General features: G+C 59.1%; 12 protein-coding genes, 2 rRNA genes and 1 pseudogene (1 of these 15 cut by a window edge). 5 read left to right on the top strand and 10 right to left on the bottom strand.

From position 1 onward, the window contains the following. Positions 1 to 78 precede the first annotated feature (78 nt). The 4 genes from AC3IUA_RS03985 to AC3IUA_RS03970 form a co-directional block, all read right to left on the bottom strand. Positions 79 to 444, bottom strand: a complete 366-nt coding sequence (locus AC3IUA_RS03985; RefSeq protein WP_489359222.1) for a hypothetical protein — start codon at positions 442 to 444, stop codon at positions 79 to 81. A 527-nt stretch (positions 445 to 971) separates the two neighbouring features. Next, positions 972 to 1505, bottom strand: a complete 534-nt coding sequence (locus AC3IUA_RS03980; RefSeq protein WP_489359221.1) for a hypothetical protein — start codon at positions 1503 to 1505, stop codon at positions 972 to 974. Between the two features lie 346 nt (positions 1506 to 1851). Further along, a complete protein-coding gene (locus AC3IUA_RS03975) occupies positions 1852 to 2136 on the bottom strand; it encodes a hypothetical protein (protein ID WP_489359220.1) in 285 nt (94 codons plus the stop codon). A 156-nt stretch (positions 2137 to 2292) separates the two neighbouring features. Next, positions 2293 to 3771: a tyrosine-type recombinase/integrase gene (locus AC3IUA_RS03970; protein WP_489359219.1), complete on the bottom strand. Its 1479-nt coding sequence runs from the start codon at positions 3769 to 3771 to the stop codon at positions 2293 to 2295. A 41-nt stretch (positions 3772 to 3812) separates the two neighbouring features. On the opposite strand from AC3IUA_RS03970, the pseudogene AC3IUA_RS03965 reads away from it, so the two are divergent. Further along, positions 3813 to 3953 (top strand): annotated as a pseudogene (locus AC3IUA_RS03965) (LysR family transcriptional regulator); the annotation flags it as partial. 22 nt (positions 3954 to 3975) lie between these two features. On the opposite strand, the gene dgcN reads toward AC3IUA_RS03965, so the two are convergent. Then, a complete protein-coding gene (dgcN, locus tag AC3IUA_RS03960; RefSeq protein WP_489359218.1) occupies positions 3976 to 5244 on the bottom strand; it encodes a diguanylate cyclase DgcN/YfiN in 1269 nt (422 codons plus the stop codon). Positions 5245 to 5702: 458 nt separating this feature from the next. Here dgcN and AC3IUA_RS03955 point away from each other — a divergent pair, with 458 nt between their 5' ends. The 4 genes from AC3IUA_RS03955 (at position 5703) to AC3IUA_RS03940 (ending at position 10117) form a co-directional block, all read left to right on the top strand. Further along, positions 5703 to 6554 carry a sugar phosphate isomerase/epimerase family protein gene (locus AC3IUA_RS03955; protein ID WP_489359217.1) on the top strand — a complete coding sequence of 284 codons (852 nt, stop codon included), beginning with the start codon at positions 5703 to 5705 and terminating at the stop codon, positions 6552 to 6554. A 12-nt stretch (positions 6555 to 6566) separates the two neighbouring features. Then, positions 6567 to 7625 (top strand): isopenicillin N synthase family dioxygenase, encoded by a 1059-nt coding sequence (locus AC3IUA_RS03950; RefSeq protein ID WP_489359216.1) that lies wholly within the window; start codon positions 6567 to 6569, stop codon positions 7623 to 7625. Between the two features lie 44 nt (positions 7626 to 7669). Continuing rightward, on the top strand, positions 7670 to 8467 hold the full coding sequence (locus AC3IUA_RS03945; protein WP_489359215.1) for an ABC transporter substrate-binding protein: 798 nt from the start codon (positions 7670 to 7672) through the stop codon (positions 8465 to 8467). 108 nt (positions 8468 to 8575) lie between these two features. Further along, entirely contained in the window at positions 8576 to 10117 is a 1542-nt protein-coding gene (locus AC3IUA_RS03940; protein ID WP_489359214.1) for an amino acid ABC transporter permease/ATP-binding protein, read from the top strand. 127 nt (positions 10118 to 10244) lie between these two features. On the opposite strand, the gene recD is transcribed toward AC3IUA_RS03940, so the two are convergent. The 5 genes from recD to AC3IUA_RS03915 all read right to left on the bottom strand — a co-directional run. Further along, positions 10245 to 12332, bottom strand: a complete 2088-nt coding sequence (gene recD / locus AC3IUA_RS03935; RefSeq protein ID WP_489359213.1) for an exodeoxyribonuclease V subunit alpha — start codon at positions 12330 to 12332, stop codon at positions 10245 to 10247. Next, positions 12329 to 16021 carry an exodeoxyribonuclease V subunit beta gene (recB, locus tag AC3IUA_RS03930; RefSeq protein ID WP_489359212.1) on the bottom strand — a complete coding sequence of 1231 codons (3693 nt, stop codon included), beginning with the start codon at positions 16019 to 16021 and terminating at the stop codon, positions 12329 to 12331. The genes recD and recB overlap by 4 nt, the downstream gene beginning before the upstream one ends. Then, entirely contained in the window at positions 16018 to 19470 is a 3453-nt protein-coding gene (gene recC / locus AC3IUA_RS03925; protein WP_489359211.1) for an exodeoxyribonuclease V subunit gamma, read from the bottom strand. The genes recB and recC overlap by 4 nt, the downstream gene beginning before the upstream one ends. Positions 19471 to 19690: 220 nt before the next feature. Then, positions 19691 to 19806 (bottom strand): 5S ribosomal RNA (gene rrf / locus AC3IUA_RS03920). 163 nt (positions 19807 to 19969) lie between these two features. Beyond that, positions 19970 to 20628: ribosomal RNA gene (locus AC3IUA_RS03915) — 23S ribosomal RNA — on the bottom strand (it continues 2232 nt past the right edge of the window).

Here is a 20628-nt window from a genome sequence, read left to right as displayed (position 1 = left end):
ATGCTGGCGCGTCTTGTCGGCAGAGCTCAGGGGAAGCTGGGGAAGCTTCTTGATGGCATAAAAGGCAGAACTCACCACTTAATGGGTTGTCTTTAGACCAAGCTCAACGGCCCTTGCAGCGGTCAGATTGCCTTTTGCTACGGCAGCGCGTAGGTCCTTCTGGGTGTTCTTGCGTAACCCCTTGAAGGCCTTCCAGTCGCAGCGGCCATTGAAGACATGACGTTCAAGGATTGCAGCGCTGTGTATATTACCCATGCTGCGCATCTTCTCGGCCACCAGTAGGACCACCTCGGGCATCTCAAGGATAGCCTCGAAGGCGTCATAGACCATTGTCTCGAATTCTTGGGAGACCCATGCGGTGTACTTCCGCGCTGCCCTTTTGGTTGCCTTGGTTACCCGAGTGGATCCATCGCCTACCGTGTCCAAATTGTGGATACGCTCCATAGCCTTCGCATCCTTGTCACGCCACCGGCTTGGTCGTTTCGTCTTGGGTAACTTCAGGGTCTGTCAAATGTCGGTCAGGTTCCACATTCCTGCGTCGTTTGCCTGAATGCTTGGTCTTCGATGATGATGAGATGCCCGGCGTGCTTGTGTTTAATGTCGATTGTCATCGATGTCGTTACTCCTTTTAATTGCTCCCTGAGTTCGCTCCCACCGGCCAGCACAGAGACCCACGACAAGGGTTCTCGCGAGTGGCACAGGTAACAATCAGAAAGACTCTGTTTGATTAATTGCCCAGCGACGGGCATGAGAATTCAATCTGCCCAGAATTGGGCTCGTTGAGTTGAAGCGGGCGGGGTTCCCTAAGGATTCCCTTTTCGATGGAGGGTGATAATCATCACTCCCCTCCGTCTTACCGGGCATTCTCATGGGTCCTCCAAGTTGGTCTTTTATATATATAGGTGGATTCGAGAGCCCACGGGGGATATGGTCTCCAGCCATGTGTTGGTAACAGTTTCGGAACCTTGACCTCAATCCTCGCTGGCGATGTTGATCCAGCCGCCAATGTAGGACTGCCGACTGGTCAGGTCGCCACGCCAGCCGTACCACGGATGAACGGTTACCTTGGTCGGAAGTGTCTTCCCCTGTCGAGTCACACGGATTAAGTCCGCCCGGCTCAAGTCTCCGATTTCCCGCCTGGTCCCAATGTCGGCCAGCTTGCCAAACCAAATATTCCGACCAGCCAATCCAAGGAGGATTTGCCGGAACAACTTGACGGCGCCCGGTGTGATTTCCCCTGTCTCCAGTAGGTCCAGCAGCTTGTCGGCCTCGACGGTCAGATTGTCAGCCCAGTGATCGTGAACGGAAAGGATCTCAGCGAGTTCCTCAGAGCTACGAGCATCGACTGGATGTCGGCATTGTTTGCCCACGTCGGTGGTGATGCCGTGTTTCTTTATGATCTCCTTTCGGCACATAAGGACTTCGCCGGTCTGGGTGTCGACAGTCAATTCATGGTTGGTGATGGTGTCGATGACGGTGCGAAGTCGATTTGAAACGATGGTCATTGACGGCCCCCCTATGGCTGAGCAACAAGCAGGAGTACCTGTAGCCATAGTGAGGGTTTTTAAGGTTACCGCGGAGTAACCTCTGAGACTCCAGAATGACGCGCCACTTGAAATCTCCAAGGCCAGGGCCCACCGAGTCGATCAGATTTCATGTAAAAACGCGCAGAGATTGCGCAGTACTTACGGATCTCCGTAGCGACCGCCTCAGTGACATATTTAGGAAGCTCAGCGGCTGGAAAGTGTAGACAGACAGGGATTCATATCAGATTGAACCACGATGGCATCGAACTGGATGCCCATAAACTGACGTTTGAAAAGCCACAGGCCATTCAAGCCGAATATTGAGCTACTGCCCAACTGGGTACACGAGCCACTCTCCATTCTGCTGTGGATTATTAAAGTTCCTTTTTACCTCGTAGAAGACACCTTCTACCGTAACACCCTCAGCTCCATACCAGCCTTTGAACTCGGGTGTCCGAATAGAGAATGTACCGGTCTTCAGCACGTAACTCTGTAAGCCGTCAGCAGAAGTGTAAAGATCAGCGGCTGGAATATTTAACGAATACTCCGTGTCTTCGAAAGAGACAACATCCCCACCCGACAGTGTTATCTGGACAGTCTTATCGTTCATGATTTGCTCCTACAATTAAATGAACTGCGAGTAAAGCAGACTGACGATGGACAGAAAAGGCTTTCCTCAGAGCCTCAGCCATCAGCCCCACCCGCACGGCACTCGCGCCCCAATAAGTCGTTACTGATCAAGCCCGACGAATGCCCAAGGATTGACTCAGCAGTCTTCAAGGTGCCCGCCAAGCAAACCACTCAGCATCTCAGCGATAACCTCAACGGGAACACCGGAGCCATACGTGTCGAATGTAATGGTTCCCGAGGCGTGCCCCATAACCGCCTGAGCGTGGACTGTAGGAACGCCTTTTACCTGCATTAGTGAAGCCAAGGAATGACGGAGAGAGTGGAAGGTAAGGCCTGCCTTGTGGTCATCTCCAAGAGCCTCAGGGATCGCTTGACGGTTAACCCAGTCACCCGCTGTCTTGTATCCGATCTGAGCCAACGACTCTGATCCACTGAGCTTGCATGACTCGACGTATCGCAGGAACGCCGCGAGGTCGAATCCGTAAGCACCATCGGTCAACGGCACCAGTCGCTCGCTGCGCTTGTTCTTGATGGACTTGCCTTCTCCAGCCTCGTTGATATGGATGGCCGTAATGCTGGACCCAAGGGTCTGAATGTCACTCGTGGTTAGCTGAGAGATTTCGTTAAGACGCCCGCCAGTGATAACACCAAGGCTGAGCAGCCAGCGCTTCCATGAGGTCTCTGGGAGGTTGCTCGCGTACTCCATCACCTTGACCACTTGAGCCTGAGAGAACGCCTTACGGGTCGACTCAAGGCCCTTGGTAAGCTTCAGCTTCTTGTCATATGTCTTAACCAGATGACCATTCTCGACAGCCCAAGCGAACACAGCAGAGAGCTTCACAATCAGCTTGTTAACCGTTGAAGACATCCGACCTTCCGACAGGCGATCTCGGAGAGCAACAAGGTCAGCCCTTGAGTGATTCCGTAGATCAAGATCGCCCAATTGCGCGGAGAGCGTGCCATGACACAGCTTGGTTTCCTTCAGTGTCGAAGCCTTCTGGTCTTGCCCACGGTCAGCCAAGTAGAGCCCCGAGAGAACCTCAAAGGTCATCGGTGGAACTAAAACAGATAGGGACAAAGGGACACTCTCTCCAGGCTTCGTTTTGTCGCCCTCAAGATCCCGAATGATGGTCACCAATGGCACTGAGTCGCCTTGTAGCCGCACCTGAGCAGCAGCCATCACCTGCCTCGCTCTCGCTACGTGTTCATGCTGATCGACGCTGAGCGGCATCGTTGCTGCGATCTCAGTCAGGTTCGTCCTAACGTCTTCGTAGAGGTCGCCCCAGTCACGGAGAGAGTGAACATCGTGGGCAGATGACAAGAGCTCCTCAGCAACCCAAAGCAAATGCTCTCGAAGCTCAAGCCAAGTCGCCTGAGGGTGATCCAAGTGGAACGCCTTAATGGTCTCGGCAAGTCGTCGTGAAGCGTCCATAGCGGCCTTTCTGTCGGTGGTCTTGAGTGAAACTGAAGCGGCTTGAAGCGTGCTACCGGTCTCTCGAAGGCGCAGATAGTAAATGCCGTTACGCCTGTAGTGATAGGGCTTAGCGAGCCTTGTGGTCGGCCTCAAAGGAACCACAAGACTTGTGACAGTAAAGCGCTCTGTAAGGGTGTTCATGGCGGTTAGCCCCTGTATTCATTGGGTTAACCCTTACGTACTTGCAGTTCTGGATGTACTGCCGCGAGGACCTGCGCAAGCTCAAGCGGATTACCCTGTTGTGGGACTATATCCGCAGCGTGACCGAGCAGAATCGCGGGCTGCTGATGGGGGAAACCCGGTCGATGGTGTTCGCCGACTAATCTGCGCTCACCACGAGGGGGATTAGCCCCTGGTTTGAACATTGATAGCCTGCAGGTCCGCCCCCGCAGTGTGTTGCCCGCCTCGGGAAAGGCATTTGGCTTGATACATCGCCGCATCGGCGGCATTGAGCAGCGCGCCCGGGGAAGCGCCATGGTCGGGGTAGATGGCAATGCCGATACTGAGAGAGGTCAGGACTGAGGTGCTGCCCGACAGCTGCACCGGCAGGTCCATGCTGGCAATAATCTTCTCGGCAATGCGCTCGGCGTCCTCGTTCTTGTGCAGGGGCGTCAGCAGAATAGCGAACTCGTCACTGCCCAGACGCGACACCAGATCCTCTTCGCGCAACTGCGCTTTGACTCGCGTGGCGACAGCTACCAGTACCGCATCACCGGCTGCGTGGCCGAAATTGTCGTTGATGCCTTTGAACTGATCACTGTCGAGAAACAACACCGCGACCCGCTCGTCGAACTTCTTCGCATTGCGCAACGCCCGGATCAGTCGGCCTTCGAAAAACGCCCGGTTCGGCAGGCCGGTGAGTTTGTCATGGCTGGCCTGGTGAGCCAGTGACCGGGTTTCGTTTTGCAGGTGCGTCTGCCAGGTTTCCATCTCATTGAGCAAGGCATTGAAGTCGTTGCCCAGGCTATCGAGCTCGGCAATCTCGACCGCTGGCACGCGCCGGTCAAAGGCTCGTTCGATGCGCGCCGAGTGGGCGACACTGGCCAACTGACGCAGCGGAGCGACGATGCCTCGAAGCTGACGGCGCGCCAGATACAACGCAACCCACGCACTCACGACGGTGCACAACAAAATGCCGGCCAGACCGCTGAGCAATAAGCGCAGCAGACTGGCGCCGTGTCCAGTGAGCAGGATGCTGCCAATTTCCCGGCCCTGATGAAGGATCGGCTGGGTGATCGGTTTTTCCAGAAAGGCCCGGGCGATCTGCGTTTCCAGATCAAAGAGCAGTCCGGATTCAGGGCGCTGCCAACGCGTCAGCAATCGCCCGCGCGCATCGAAGACCTGGGCCTGCGCGACCTCTTCGGTAGTGGCGATCAACGCCAGCGCTTCAGTGGCCGCGACCTTGTCGTCGGACATCACTGCGGCCTCGACGGTGTAGCTGATCGAGCGGGCAATCAAATGCAGGTTGTGATCGGCATGGACGCGCAAGGCCAGAACGCCGAGCAGGCTCAAGGACAGGCTGGCCATGGCCACCGCCACCAACGCAACGATCCGACGCCCGCGGCCAATGACCGAGTACAGGGTGGGACGGCTTTGCTGGCGCAAGCGCTTCATGAGACCGCCGCTGGGCGCAGGGATAGCTGCAGATCGCTGGGGAGAATGCGCGCAGAGCTGCGGGCCACCGAGTCGAGGAACATTCGCTTTGTCGTCGAGTCAGCCAGGTCCATGCAGGGATTCTCTTCAATTGTCAGGGCGATGCCGAAACGGTAGCACAGCCGCTGAAACCTTCACGAAACTGCGCTCATGGATAGGTGGCTAACTGTTTAGAAAAGTCTGAAGTAACAATTTTGAGTTTCCTATTCTTCCCGGCCGTGCGTCCTGCCTACCATCGGCGCCAACGTACCTGCGGCCGCCAGCGGCCCTGATAACAATAAAAATTAACAACGATCGATTGAGCACGGATACCCAGAGATCCGGCTCATGGAAACCTTTGACTACTGCCGTAACAGCCCGACTCGGTCATGGACCGCCGTCGAGCCTTGAGTAGCTGAAGGAATCGTGGAGGTTCGCCGATGAAACTTGAAATATTCCGTACCCTCTGGGGCTATACCGCGAGCAAGGCTCAGGCACTCGATGAGTTGCTGGGAGCCGGCTTCGACGGCATGGAAGCCCGCCTGCCACTGGAAACCCGCGAGCGAGCCGAGTTCGGGGCCTTTTTACAGGCCAATCGAGTCGGCTATATCAGCACGGTGTTTACCGCCTATGACGTGCTGCCGGAACAATCCGCAGCGCCTGCCGAACACCTCCTTGATCTGGACAAAAAACTCGCCTGGGCCGCCGAGCTCAACCCACGCTTCGTCAATGTGCTGGCCGGCAATGACCGCTGGCCACTGGCGCAGCAGGTGGAGTTCTTCGGGCAGGCCATGGAGTTGGCGCGCAAGCATGGGCAGTTCTGCAGCTTCGAAACTCACCGTTCGCGCTCGCTGTTCAACCCCTGGCTGACCCTTGAGCTGATCCGCCAGCTGCCCGACTTGCGTTTCACCAGCGACATCAGCCATTGGGTGGTCACCTGCGAACGCCTGTTGAATGACCCGGCGGATGACCTGAGCGCCTTCGTCGAGCGCGTGCACCATATCCAGGCCCGGGTCGGTTATGACCAGGGCCCGCAGGTTCCCCATCCCGCCGCCCCGGAATACGCCCGGGAACTGGCCTTTCATCAACAGCACTGGGAAGCCATCTGGCGCTCCCAGCAGGCTCGCGGCTATCAGGTCAGCACCCTGACGCCGGAGTTCGGCGCCGATGGCTATTTGCATCACTTGCCCTTCACCAATGTGCCGGTCGCCGACCTGTGGTCGCTGAATGTCTGGATGGCCAGGACCGAGCGCGAACACTTCGATCGCTTCAACCACTCAACCCGCCTGTGAGGTTTTTGCGTCATGCCTGAGAAGATCAATGACAGTCCGGCCCAAGCCAACTTCAAGAGCATTCCGGTGGTGGATATCGCCGGCTTGTTCAGCATCGAACTGGAACATCGACTGGCCGTCGCCGAGCAGCTGGGGCTGGCTGCCAGCGATGTCGGCTTTCTCTATATCACCAGCCACGGCATTGATCCGCAGCTGATCGCCAACTTGCGTCAGGCCGCCAAGGACTATTTCGCTCAGCCCTTCGACACCAAGATGCAGCATTACATCGGCACTTCGAAGACGCATAAAGGGTATGTCCCGGAGGGTGAAGAGGTTTACGCCAAGGGCAAGCCGGATCACAAGGAAGCCTTCGATATCGGCTTCGAAGTCCCGGCAAACGACCCGCTGGTGCTGGCCAATACCCCGCTGCTCGGACCGAATGAATGGCCGCCACTCCCCGGTTTCAAGGAAGCGGTGCAGGCCTACTACACGGCGATCTTCGCCCTCGGTCGCCGGCTGTTCAGTGGCTTTGCCCTGGCACTGGGTCTGGAAGAAGACTATTTCGACAGCATGGTCACCCGCCCGCCATCGAAGCTGCGGCTGATCCACTACCCTTTCGACGACACAGTCCAGGACGCACCCGGGATTGGCGCGCACACCGACTATGAGTGTTTCACCATTTTGCTGGCTGACAAACCAGGGTTGGAGGTGATGAACAACCTTGGCCAATGGATTGATGCGCCGCCCGTTCCAGACGCTTTCGTGGTGAACATCGGCGACATGCTCGAAGTCATGACCGCGGGCACCTTCGTGGCGACCGCTCACCGCGTGCGCACGGTGAGCGAAGAACGCTACTCCTTCCCGCTGTTCTACGCCTGCGACTTTCATACCCAGATCAAACCGCTGCCCAGCTTTGCCAAAGCCGAACACGACTATGAACAGATCGCTATCGGCGAACACATGTACGGCCAGGCTTTGCAGACTTACCAATACCTGCGCAAGCGGGTCGAAAACGGCGAAATCCGCCTTCCGGAAAAAGCCCGCAAGCCATCGAGCTTCGGCCATTTGAAAAACCAGGCGCAGCCTTCCTGAAACCTGTCGTCGGCCACTACGTCCCTACACTGGAGTCACTGAACATGTTTACTAAAAACACCGCATCGCGCCTGACCCTCCTCGCCGCCGGCCTGCTCTGCGCCACTGCCAGCCTTGCCACGACCGCAACCCCGGGCCAGTTGAAGATCGGCATGGAAATCACCTACCCACCCTTCGAGTCCTACGATGCCGAGAAAAACGTCGTCGGTTCCGACCCGGAGCTCGGTCACGCCCTGGCCAAACATCTGCAAGCGAAAGCCGAGTTCGTCGACACAAAATTCCCTAGCCTGATCCTTGGCCTGAATGCCGGGCGCTATGACGCAATCATCTCCGGCATGTACATCACTCCAGAGCGCCAGACTCAGGCGATGACCATTGCCTACGCGAAAACCGGCGCGGCAATCATGGCCCCGAAAGACAGCGGTTTGAATCCGCAAACCCCGGAAGACCTCTGCGGCCTGAAAGTCGGACTGGAACAGGGCACCACCTGGGTCGGCGAATTGCAGAAGCTCTCGACCAACTACTGCGTGCCGAACAACAAGGGCGCCATCAGCGTGAGCGAATACCCGTCGGCACCGGAAGTCACTCAGGCGCTGCTGTCGAAAAACATCCAGGCCCAGGTGGAAATCGCCGGCGCCGCGAAGATGATCGCCGAGCGCACCAATGGTCGAGTGGTGGTGACCACCAAACACCCGATCTATCAGCAGACCCTCGGGATCTTCGTCAAGAAAGGTAACGACGCGGCCTATCAGGCGCTGCTCAAGGCCTTCGTAGAAGTCAAGAAAAGCGGCGAGTACGCGACGATCCTGAGCAAGTACAACCTGGAACCCATAGCTGACTGACGAGCTATAGCGGGCGAGCCCGCCCCCACAAGGACTGTCCCCAACCTGTGGGAGCGTGGCTTGCCCGCGCGCCACGACTTCAGCGACATACGGCGGCTTGAGGTGTTTATGCAATTCGATTGGTCTTACTTTTTTTCCCTGTTCTCAATGTCGAGCTTCTGGCACGCCTGTGTCACGGTAATTGAACTCAGCGCCCTGGCGTGGTTCATCGGTATGCTTCTGGGCTTTTTGCTGGCGTCGGCCAAGCTGTCCAGCGCTGCCTGGCTCAGGACACCCGCGTCGGTGTACATCTGGTTCTTTCGCAGTATTCCGCTACTGGTGCTGGTGGTCTTTGTCTACAACCTGCCGCAGCTGTTCCCGGCCACCGGTTCGGTGTTGTCCAACCCGTTCTATTCCGGACTGTTCGCCCTGGTGGTGACCGAAGCGGCGTACATGGCGGAAATCCATCGCGGCGGTCTGATCTCGGTCGCCAAGGGCCAGAAAGAAGCCGGACGTGCCCTGGGTATTGGTCTGCTCGGGCTGCAACGGCTGATCGTGATTCCCCAGGCCTTTCGTATTTCCTTGCCAACGCTGATCAACGAATACATCACCGTGGTGAAACTGACGTCGCTGGTCTCGGTGATTTCCCTGACCGAACTGCTCACTGTCGGCCAACGCCTGTACGCGCAAAATTTCCTGGTGATGGAAACCCTGGCGGCGGTGGCGGTGTACTACGTGCTGATCGTCAGCGTATTCGGTTGGCTGTTGCAGCGCCTGGAACACTCACTGGACTTGAACCAACGCAAACCGAAAACCCTCGACGACGCTGCTGTGGCGGAACTCAAGTCGGCCATTTCGTCGCAGGTCACTGTGGCTCGCACACAGACTGACTCTGGAGCGGACTCGATCCTGCACCTGCAGGACATTCATAAAAGTTACGGCGATCATGAAGTGCTCAAGGGCATCGACCTGAAGATCGGCAGCGGCCAGGTGGTCTCGATCATCGGTCCTTCCGGCTCGGGCAAGACCTCGCTGATTCGCACCGTCAATGGCCTTGAGAGCATCGATCAAGGTGAAATCATGTTGTTCGGCGAAAGCTTCATCAACGCCGGTGACACCCTCAACAGCAGTAAAATCCGTCAGGGCGTGCGGCATATCGGGATGGTCTTCCAGAGCTTCAACCTGTTCCCCCATCGCTGCATTCTCGACAACATCACCCTGGCGCCGCGCTTCCACGGCAGTGCCAGAACCTTGAGTGAACAACGGGCCTATGCGCTGCTGGATAAAGTCGGCTTGCTCGCCCACGCCCACAAATACCCGCATCAGCTGTCCGGTGGCCAGCAGCAGCGCGTAGCGATTGCCCGGGCATTGGCCATGGAGCCGCAAATCATGCTGTTCGACGAACCGACTTCAGCCCTCGATCCGGAGCTGGTGGGCGACGTATTGAACGTGATCCGCGATTTGGCCAAGGAAGGCATGACCATGCTGATCGTGACCCACGAGATGGACTTCGCGATGTCGATTTCCGATCGGGTCATCTTCATGGAAGGCGGGCATATTCAGCTGGATGCAAGCCCCTACGCCATACGCAATGAGCAAGAGGGGGAGCGGGTCCGACGCTTTATGGGGCTGCCCGCTGCGACTGAAATGCCGCTGGCGTTGGCGGGGTAGATCGCCAGGTTTGGAGGCAAGCTCTCACTTTGTCTCTAGGGGTCGGGCACATACCCTGTGGCGAGGGGGCTTGCCCCCTCGCCACAGTAAGCTCCCTCGCCACAGGTTATGTGCCCGGCACCTAATATCACCCTAACTCCAGCATCAACCCACTCAGGCGTTTGACCTTGCGCCGCACCGCCTCTTCGAACACTCCCGGCCGGGGTTCGATCAGACTGAACCAGTCCTTGGCACGGGTGATTCCGGTGTAGATCAACTCTTTGGTCAACACCGGATTCAGTGCGTCAGGAAGAATCAACGCAGTATGGGCGAATTCCGACCCCTGGGATTTGTGCACGGTCATGGCAAACACGGTTTCCACATCATTGAGCCGGCTGGGCAAGACAAAACGCACACTGCCCTGACCATCGTTGCGCGGGAATGCCACACGCAGCACCTGACGACCCGCCTGTGGACCATCGCGTTCCGGCAGTTTCAGGGCGATGCCGATATCACCATTCATCAACCCCAGGCCGTAATCGTTGCGGGTCATCAGCACCGGACGACCTTCGTACCACTGCTGGTCGCTGTCGATCAGCCGGGCCTTGAGCAGCGCGCTGGTGATGCGCAGATTCAAGCCTTCGACGCCCCAAGGTCCTTTGCGCACTGCACACAACAACTGAAACCGGTCGAACGCCTGCAGCACCTCGCGCGCCCATTCGGTCCAGCGCGGATTCTCGAGCGCGGTGTCGACTGCAGGGCGCTGGCTGCGCAGCAGGCTCAGGTAATGCCGATAACCCTGCGGGCCTTCGCCCTGTCCTTCCAGCACCAGTTGCTCCAGAGCGCGATCCTGCTCGCCCTTGAGCGCCAGCGAAAACACATCGGCATGGCTGCGCGCGGCCAGCAGTTTGCGGGCCTCGTCGGCGTGTTGCTGGTTGACCCAGCGAGCCAGCTGGCCAATGCCACTGCCCTCACCGAATCGCCGGGAGTGGCGCAACATCACCACTTGCTGGGCCAACGGATGAGCGCCTTCGGTGTCTTCATGCAAAGCGCTGGCACTCAGGCTTTCACCGCTGACCGACTCCAGCCATTGGCGAGTCTGCGGGCTGTACCAACCGGCCTCGGCATCGCGGCACAAATCACCGAGCACCGCACCGGCCTCCACCGAGGCCAACTGGTCCTTGTCGCCGAGCAAGACCAACCGGGCATGGGCCGGCAAGGCGTCGAGCAGGTTGGCCATCATTTCCAGGTCGATCATAGAGGCTTCGTCGACCACCAGCACATCCAGCGGCAAGCGGTTGCCGGCATGGTGACGGAAGTGCCGGGTGCCCGGACGGCTGCCGAGCAAGCGGTGCACGGTAGTGACTTCCGTGGGAATCTTGTCCCGCACGTTTTGCGGGACGGCCAGGGTACGAACCTGTTGGCTGATGGATTCGGTCAACCGTGCGGCGGCCTTGCCGGTGGGGGCGGCGAGGCGGATGCGCAACGGTTTGCCGGATTCCACCGCCGGCGCCTGCAGCAGTGCCAGCAGACGCACCACGGTGGTGGTCTTGCCGGTGCCGGGGCCACCGGTGATGATGCTGAAGGCTGCGCGAGTGGCCAGGGCGCAGGCGAGTTTCTGCCAGTCGATCGGCGCCTCGCTAGCGGTCACGCCAAACAAGCGGCTCAAACGTTCCGGCAGATCATCGGGTGTAGCTTCGTCGGCCGCCAGACGCTGGCGCAGGGCGCTATCGATGCGCCGTTCGTAAGCCCAGTAGCGGCGCAAATACAATCGCTTGCCGGACAACACCAACGGCCGCTGCTGCGCGTCTTCACTGACATCGACGGCCAGCGCGACCAATTTGCTCAACGCCAGGACCTTGCACCAGTGCGCGCCTTCCAACGCTTCGAGCAGTTGCGAAGGCAACAACATGGCAGCGCTCGGCACCTCGCCTTCCGGTGGCAACGACAGGGCGAAGTCCGGCTCCTTGAGGGTCTCGAACAGATCCAGGCAGACGTGCCCGTGACCCAGTTGATGGCTGGTCAACGTCGCCGCCAGCAACACCAGCGGGTCACCCTGGGGATCCAGTTCATGCAGGAAGGCGACAAAGGCTTTGTCCAGAGCCCTCAGCCAGCCGCGCTCGACCCAGCGCTCCAGCAACAGCAACAGGTCGTCGGCTCGACTCAAGGGCGCCAGCTCGGCCAGGCTCTGCGCGGCCAGCGATGTCGGCAGCAAATCGGCAAAGGAACGATTCATAGCAGTTCTCCCTGTTCCCAGGCGGGTTCGGCCTTGGGTTGTTCCGGTTTGCCCTGGAACAGCCGGTCCAGACGTTCGATCAATTCCCTGGGCGGACGGCTGAAGTACACGCCCCGGCTCGCGGCCTGGGTGCCACGTAAAAACAGATAGAGCGCCCCGCCCATGTGCCGCTCGTAGTCGTAATCGGCCAGCCGCGCCTTGAGCTGGCGATGCAGGGCCAGCAGGTACAACACGTATTGCAGGTCGTAGCGATTGTCGAGAATCGACTGTTCCATTGCCTGCCCGGTGTAGACCGAATCATCGACGCCCAGCCAGTTGGATTTGTAATCGGCGACGTAGTAACGCCCCTGGTGCTCGAACGTCAGGTCGATAAAGCCCTTGAACATGCCATTGAGCAACACCGGTTCGGCCGCCACCCGGGCCACGCCGTCATGGGTGTATTGGCGCACCAGTTCATCGAGCTTGAGCACGTCGACTTTATGACTGGCGAACCAGAATTCCATCTCGACCCGGTACTGGGTCAATTGTTCGAACACCACGGGCGGCTGTCCGGCACCGATCGCTAATGGCGCTTGCAGCAGGTGCTGCAGCCAGTCGCTCAAGGTGCCGATCCAGCCTTCCCAACCACGACGGTTGCAGCGCCGGGCAATGGCGTCTTCGATACTTTGCCGATCCGCGGCAAAACCTTCGTCACCGGCCCACTCGAGCAGGCCGTGGAGAAAGGTCCCCGGGTTCGGTCCACGGGGGAAATGGTGGATATCGCCACCGCTGGCAATTACTTCCCGAGGTGCATCCGGATCGAGTCGTTCATCGTCGAAGAGCTTCTGCGCTTGCGGGCTTTCCGGCGCTTCGGCGCTGCCGGCACTCATGCTCTCGCCAATGCGCAAGGCGCTATAGGAGGCGATCCACCAGTTCTCGGCAGCCTTGCGTTTGGGGATCAGCGGCGCGAGCAAGCGCGCTTCGTTGCGCGGCGGATGGAAGCACTCATCGGTGGCTTGCGGCATTTCGCGGTAGCTCAGCGCCTCGCAGCCTTGCTGCAAGTCTTCCAGCCAGCGGTTCAAGCCGGCCGAGTCGGTCAGGGGAGCACCACCCCCCAGCAGATAACCCAATGCCGAGAGGTGCAGGACTGAACTGTTATTATTGCCGCGCTTGAGGTCGGTGACGCCCAACCAGCAAGCATGTTGCGCACGAGTCAGTGCCACGTAGAGCAAGCGCAGGTCTTCCGCCAGACGCTCCTCATCCGCCTGGGCAATCAGCTCGGTGGTTGGTTTCAACGACACCTGCGCCTTGCCCGCGGCGTCGTGGTAATGCAGCGGCAAGCGACTGCCATCCACCGGTTTAGCCGAGCAGATGAACGGCAGAAACACCAAGGGGTACTCGAGGCCTTTGGACTTGTGGATGGTGACCACCTTGACCAGTTGCTCGTCACTTTCCAGCCGCAGAATTTGCTCTTCGCCCGCCTGCCCCGACAATGCCAGATGCTCGGCCAGATGCCGGATCAAGGCTTGTTCGCCATCGAGTTCAGCGGCGGCTTGCTGCAGCAATTCGCACAGGTGCAACAGGTTGGTCAGCACCCGCTCGCCATCGCTGCGAGCAATCAATGCTTGAGGCAACCGGAAGTCATGCAGCAAACGCCGCAGCATCGGCAACACCCCGTGGCTGCGCCAGATTGCCCGATAGCCACGGAATTGCATGACCCGCGCTTCCCAGGCCAGTTCGTCCTGATTCAATCGCTCCAGCTCGGCCAGCGGCAGGTTCAGGGTGATACAGGCCAATGCCGCACGTAACGGCCGTTCGACATCCGGCTCGGCGCAGGCCTTGAGCCAGGCCAACAGATCATGGGCTTCCTGGGCGGCGAATACCGAGTCCTTGTCCGACAGGTAGACGCTGCGTACGCCTCGAGCGGACAGTTCGGCACGGACCGCCTGGGCTTCTTTACCGTCGCGCACCAGAATCGCGATATCGGCCGGGAGCAGGCCGCGCGACTCATCACTGTCTCGAACAAACCCCGCTCGGCCCTGCTGACCACCATTGAGCAGCGCGACGATTTCGCTGGCGCAGGCGGCGGCCAGTTGTTGTCGGTAAACCACACCGGACAATGGCTGTTCGGCGGACAACTGCCAGATGTTCAGTGCAGGCAGCGGCTGGCCATCGACCTGCAGTAACTCTTTGCGTCCCTGGGAGGCAACGGGCAGAAAAGGTACCGGGTTCTCGCCGCTGTTTTCCCGGAACAGAAACGCACCACGCCCCGTTTCACGGGACTCGGCGCGCTCGAACACGTGGTTCACCGCCTTGACCATCCCATGACTGGAGCGGAAGTTGGTGCCCAGGGTGTGCAAGCGGCCACTGGTGGCCTGGCGCGCGCGCAGGTAGGTGTAGATATCGGCGCCACGGAAGGCGTAGATCGCCTGCTTCGGGTCTCCGATCAGGAACAGCCCGCTTTCTGGATTGTTGTCCTCGATGCGGTAGATGCTCTCGAAGATCCGATACTGCACCGGGTCGGTGTCCTGGAACTCATCGATCAACGCGACCGGGAATTGCTCGCGGATCAAGCTCGCCAGGCGCTCGCCACCGTCGGCTTGCAGTGCGGCGTCGAGGCGCAGCAACATGTCGTCGAAGCCCATCTCGGCGCGACGGCGCTTCTCTTCTTCAAAGCGCGCACCGACCCACTGCGCGGCATGTTGCAGGACTGCGGCATCCGGGGTCGGCAAGGCATCCAGGCTGGCTTTGAGCCCGGGCATCGCCTCCAGCCCTGGATGGCTCGGGGCCTGGCCTTTCCAGGCTTCGGCCATGCCGTCCGGCGTCAGGCGACTGAAGCCGGTGCCGATATCCAGTTGTTCCTGAGATTCATCCGCGGCCCAGGCGCTGAGTTTTTCGAACCAGGGCTCGAAGTAACGCGCCTGCATTTTGCGTCCATCGACGGCCTTGTCGGCCACCGCTTGCAGGCAGATATCACGCAGCTCGGCCGCCCATTGCAGCCAGGGCGTCTTGAGTTGCACCAGAGCCGCGCGTCGCTCTTGCAGGCAATCGGCAATCAGCTCGGCCGGGGCTTTCCCGTGGGCGTTGTCGCGCTCACTGGCAAACAAGGCGCGGACGCGCGGTAACAAAGCAGCCGGGCCACCCCAGTTGGCACGCACCCAGTTCAGTGCATCACCTTGCATCGGGTAGCAAAACAGCCGCCAGTAATCGCGCAGCACTTCACCCAGCAGGTCGCTGTGGTCGGTTTCCAGGGTCTGGGTAAACAGGCTGCCACTGTCGAAGGCGTGCTCGCGCAACATGCGCTGACACCAACTGTGAATCGTCGACACCGCCGCCTCGTCCATCCATTGCGCCGCGATGTCCAGGCGATTGGCGCAGCCTGGCCATTGCTCCGGGTTGTACTGCTCGCGCAACTGGTTGATCAGATCATCCGGTGCCGGCGTTTCATCGCGGAAAAACCGCGCCGCTTCGGCCAGCCGGGTGCGGATACGCTCACGCAGTTCCTTGGTCGCGGCATCGGTGAAGGTCACCACCAGAATCTGCGGTGGCAGCAACTCGCGGCCAAAACCGGTGGACTCACCACCGTGGCCGAGCACCAGACGCAAATAGAGCGCCGAAATGGTGAACGTCTTGCCGGTCCCGGCGCTGGCTTCGATCAGCTGGCTGCCACGCAGGGGGAAAGCCAGTGCCAGAGGTGTCTTGGTGCTCATGAGCGAGCCTCCTCGCTGGCCAATGATCGCCACGGGGCTTCAAGCAACGGACGATAAAGCGCGTCGCACCAGTTGGCGAAGGTTTCGTCTGCAACCAGAGCGTTGTAATCGGCAAATTGCCGGGCCAGGGCCGGGCTTTCGCGGCGCTCGCCATCGGTGGTTTGACCATCACCCTCATAGGCTTTGCGCGCGGCCGCTTCGGCTTTGAGCGGATCAGTCTGGCCCAGCCAGGCGAAGGCGGTTTTTACCGCGACCGGTAATGGCTGACGCATGCCGGATTGCCAGGCCTGCAACAGATCGCCCAAGGTTTTCAGGGCTGCGCTCTTTTCCAGGGGAGGCAACAACAAGGTGTCGTCACTGGCCACCAGCGCCGTGGTCATCGACAACCCGCTGGCACAGGCCGCCAGATGATTGACCCAAGGGCGGCTCAGCCGATGCCATTTGCGGGTCTTGATCGAACCGATGCTGTTGGGGATCGTGGTGACAGCCAATAGTCCGCCATCACTGCGTTCATGCAGACCACTGAGCCAGCCTTCAAGAGCAATCCCGTGCAGTTCGAGGCTCACTGGCAAAGCACTGTTGAGAGGTGTCGGCCATAACGCCAACAGCTGCTGATAGCGCTGCAGTAAATCCGGCAAAGGCTCGATCAGTTCCAGTTGCAGGCGTTCACCGAACCCGGCCATTGGCAACAGACCGCAACCCTGCAGGCGTTTTGCCTGGGCTGCCAACGCCCGGTCCGGTTGATCCGTATGGCCAAGAGCGGCTTCCAGCAAGCTGTCGCTCAGGCTATAGCGCTGCAACGCATCGAGGACAAAGGGTTCCTCGTCCGCCAGCGGCACCTCGGCAGCTTCGAAAAACACCTTGAGCCGCTGACTGAAGAAATGTCGCACCGGGTTTCGATGGAAATCCTGCAACAAACCGAGGCTCAGCGGCTCCTCCTGGTGGTAGGCCGCCAGCGCTGGAAGCTCGCTGGCCGGTGCCGATGGCTGATGAAGCAACTGCCACTCTCGAGCGTAACTGAACAGCGCATCGCCTTCATGGAAGTAGCGTGCACTGAAGGGTTGCAGTGGATGTTCCTGGGTCATTGCTTCAAGCAGCGATTCATCGCTATCGGACAGCCGCCAACCGCTGGCCAGATGATCGCGCAACTGGCCGATCAACACCGAAGCCGGACGCTCGCTATTGTCGCGAATGCTCCGTCCGACCCAACTGATGTACAGCTGATCTCGCGCCGAGAGTAAAGCCTCGAGCAGCAGGTAACGATCATCCTCGCGCCGTGAACGGTCGCCGGGACGGTAATCGCTGCCCATCAGATCGAAGTCCAGCGGCGGCTGCGCGCGCGGATAGTCGCCGTCATTCATGCCCAACAAGCACACAAGCTTGAAAGGAATCGCGCGCATCGGCATCAAGGTGCAGAAATTCACCGCACCGGCCAGAAAGCGTTGTGACAGCCGGCCCTGGTCGAGACCGGCCAGCCAGGCCTCACGGACCACGGTCAGCGGCAGCTCGTCCTGCAAGCCGACTGACTCGCAGGTATCCAGCCAGCTTTCGCGCAACGTTTCGAGCTGACCCAGGAGGTAGTCGTCATGTTCATTACTGGCCAGGAAGAACACCTGAACCAGCGCCTGCAGACGCTCGCCCCATTGCTGTGGAGGTGCAGGTAACGCGAGTTGCTGATGGGCGATCTGCAATGCATCGAGCAAGGCCACCAACGGGCCGATCAATGCCGCGTCCAGACCGCCGATTTCATCGTAAGGTTCGATGCCGTCACACGCAGCGCCGCTGCCTACGGCATAACCGAGCAGCATCCGGCGCAGGCCGAACCGCCAGCTGTTCTGCTCCAGCTCATCCGGCAGACCGAGCCCGGCGCGCTGTTCGGCGTTCATGCCCCAGCGAATACCGGCGCCTTCAATCCAGCGATGCAAGGTCGGCAGGTCGCGCTCCTCGACGCCAAAGCGAGCGCGCAAGGCCGGAACATCCAGCAGGTCGAGAATCTCGCTGACCGGGAAACGGCTGTCCGGCAGCTTCAGTAGATGCTCCACGGCGATCAGCAGCGGATCGCGGCCACGCTGGCCCTGGTCGGCCAGAGTAAAGGGAATGAAGCGTCGGTCATCTCGCTCGATCTGGCCAAATACCGCACGGATATGCGGCGCATAACTGTCGATATCCGGAACCATCACGATCACATCGCGAGGGTTCAAGTGTGGATCGTCGCTGAAGCGCTCGAGCAGTTGGTCGTGAAGGATTTCCACTTCACGCTGGGCGCTGTGGGCAATGTGAAATCGGATCGAGTGGTCCTGTGCAGGATCAATCGCAGGCCAGAGCTCGCGGGTCTCATTCAGTGGACGTAACTCGAGGATATCGTCCTGCAACTGGTTGAGCATGTTCTGTGGCTGATTTTCGCTGAACAGATCGATTCGCCCATCGCGAAAAGCCGAACGATAGCTACTGGGGTCGTCATAACTGTCGAGCAAATTGATGTAGTCACGCCCCTGTTTGCCCCAGGCAGCCAACAAGGGATGGGCGTGTTGATGCAGGCTTTGCGGGTCGAGGACCACAGGCATTCCGGCCTTGCGCGCCTGACGCTTGTATTGGTGCCGTAACAGATCTTTATCGGCGACGATGTCCGCCCAATGGTGCCGACATGGGTTATGAACGCACAGTAGAACCTGACTGAAACGTGCCAGCCCGGCAAGCGCTTCGAGGGCTTGAGCAGGCAGTGAAGAAATGCCGAAAACGATCACTCGGGAGGGCAAGCCTTTTGGCGCTGCTTGCAGACTGTTGATTCGCTCGATGAAGCGTTGGTGAACTCCGGCACGGCTTTGCGCCATGCCTTCTGCACCGACATCCAGCAACAGTGCGCGCCACAATTCGGCCTGCCAGCAGTTGGCGGGCGTCAGCGCCTTGGGTTCGCCCCTGGCATTGCGCAGCTGATGGCGACCGGCTGCCCAGTCTTCCAGCCAGTCGGCTCGATACACCTGGTATTGGTCGAATAGATCCGCCAGGCGCTCGGCCAGTTGGTAGCGCTTGCGCAGGTCGGTGTCGTGGCTGAGGAAGCGTTGCAGGGGTTCGAAGTGCGGCTGATCGATCAGCTCGGGTAACAAACGCATCAGCCGCCAAGTCAGTGGGGCTTTATCCAGCAGGGATTTGGCCGGAATCTCATCACGCCCCAACACCATGCGATAGAGCTGCCACATAAAGCTGCCCGGCAACTGCACATCAATCGCCGCCGCGATGCCGCAGCCGCCCGTATCCCCGGCTTCCGGGTCTTCAGCCAATGCCAGCTTCAGCCACTGGGCGATGCCGTTGCTTTGCACCAGAGCGATTTCATTTTCCAGGGGGGCCAGCGGATACCGCCGCATTACGTTGATCACCAGACTGCGCAGTTCTTCCAGGCTGTTGCTTTGAACCACCATAAAAGCAGCATTGAGTGACGTCGCATCCGGCATAACGGCTTCCTTGAAAAATGCAAAAGCGAGGGAGGGACTTTAACACCGTCGGCAGAAGGAAGGAGTAGCCGGGAGAAATGCGGATCGACTGTAGATCTCTGATGCCGGCTCTATTTTGAAGGCCGTTCCGGCCTTATCGCAGCCTGGCGGCAGCGCCTACGAATCGCGCGCAAAAACAAAACCCCTACCTGCAGATGCAGATAGGGGTTTCGGAATTCAATCTTGACGATGACCTACTCTCACATGGGGAAACCCCACACTACCATCGGCGATGCATCGTTTCACTGCTGAGTTCGGGATGGGATCAGGTGGTTCCAATGCTCTATGGTCGTCAAGAAATTCGGTAGCCGGGTCGTCTTCTCTTGCGAGATCACGCTCCAGCGAATGGGTATGTAATAGATTTGTGCTGCTTTTGTGAGTGCTGCAAACTTTCGACTGTTGCGTCTTCACACACCGCAATCTGGCGCCCTTTCGAGTCAGCAAATTGCTTGGGTGTTATATGGTCAAGCCTCACGGGCAATTAGTATTGGTTAGCTCAACGCCTCACAGCGCTTACACACCCAACCTATCAACGTCGTAGTCTTCGACGGCCCTTCAGGGGACTCAAGGTCCCAGTGAGATCTCATCTTGAGGCTAGTTTCCCGCTTAGATGCTTTCAGCGGTTATCTATTCCGAACATAGCTACCCGGCAATGCCACTGGCGTGACAACCGGAACACCAGAGGTTCGTCCACTCCGGTCCTCTCGTACTAGGAGCAGCCCCTCTCAAATCTCAAACGTCCACGGCAGATAGGGACCGAACTGTCTCACGACGTTCTAAACCCAGCTCGCGTACCACTTTAAATGGCGAACAGCCATACCCTTGGGACCGGCTTCAGCCCCAGGATGTGATGAGCCGACATCGAGGTGCCAAACACCGCCGTCGATATGAACTCTTGGGCGGTATCAGCCTGTTATCCCCGGAGTACCTTTTATCCGTTGAGCGATGGCCCTTCCATACAGAACCACCGGATCACTAAGACCTACTTTCGTACCTGCTCGACGTGTCTGTCTCGCAGTCAAGCGCGCTTTTGCCTTTATACTCTACGACCGATTTCCGACCGGTCTGAGCGCACCTTCGTACTCCTCCGTTACTCTTTAGGAGGAGACCGCCCCAGTC

It is taken from the genome of Pseudomonas sp. KH_050 (assembly GCF_057838875.1).
The sequence above is the reverse complement of the archived record's forward strand: the minus strand, read 5'-3'. Positions and strand labels throughout refer to the sequence as shown.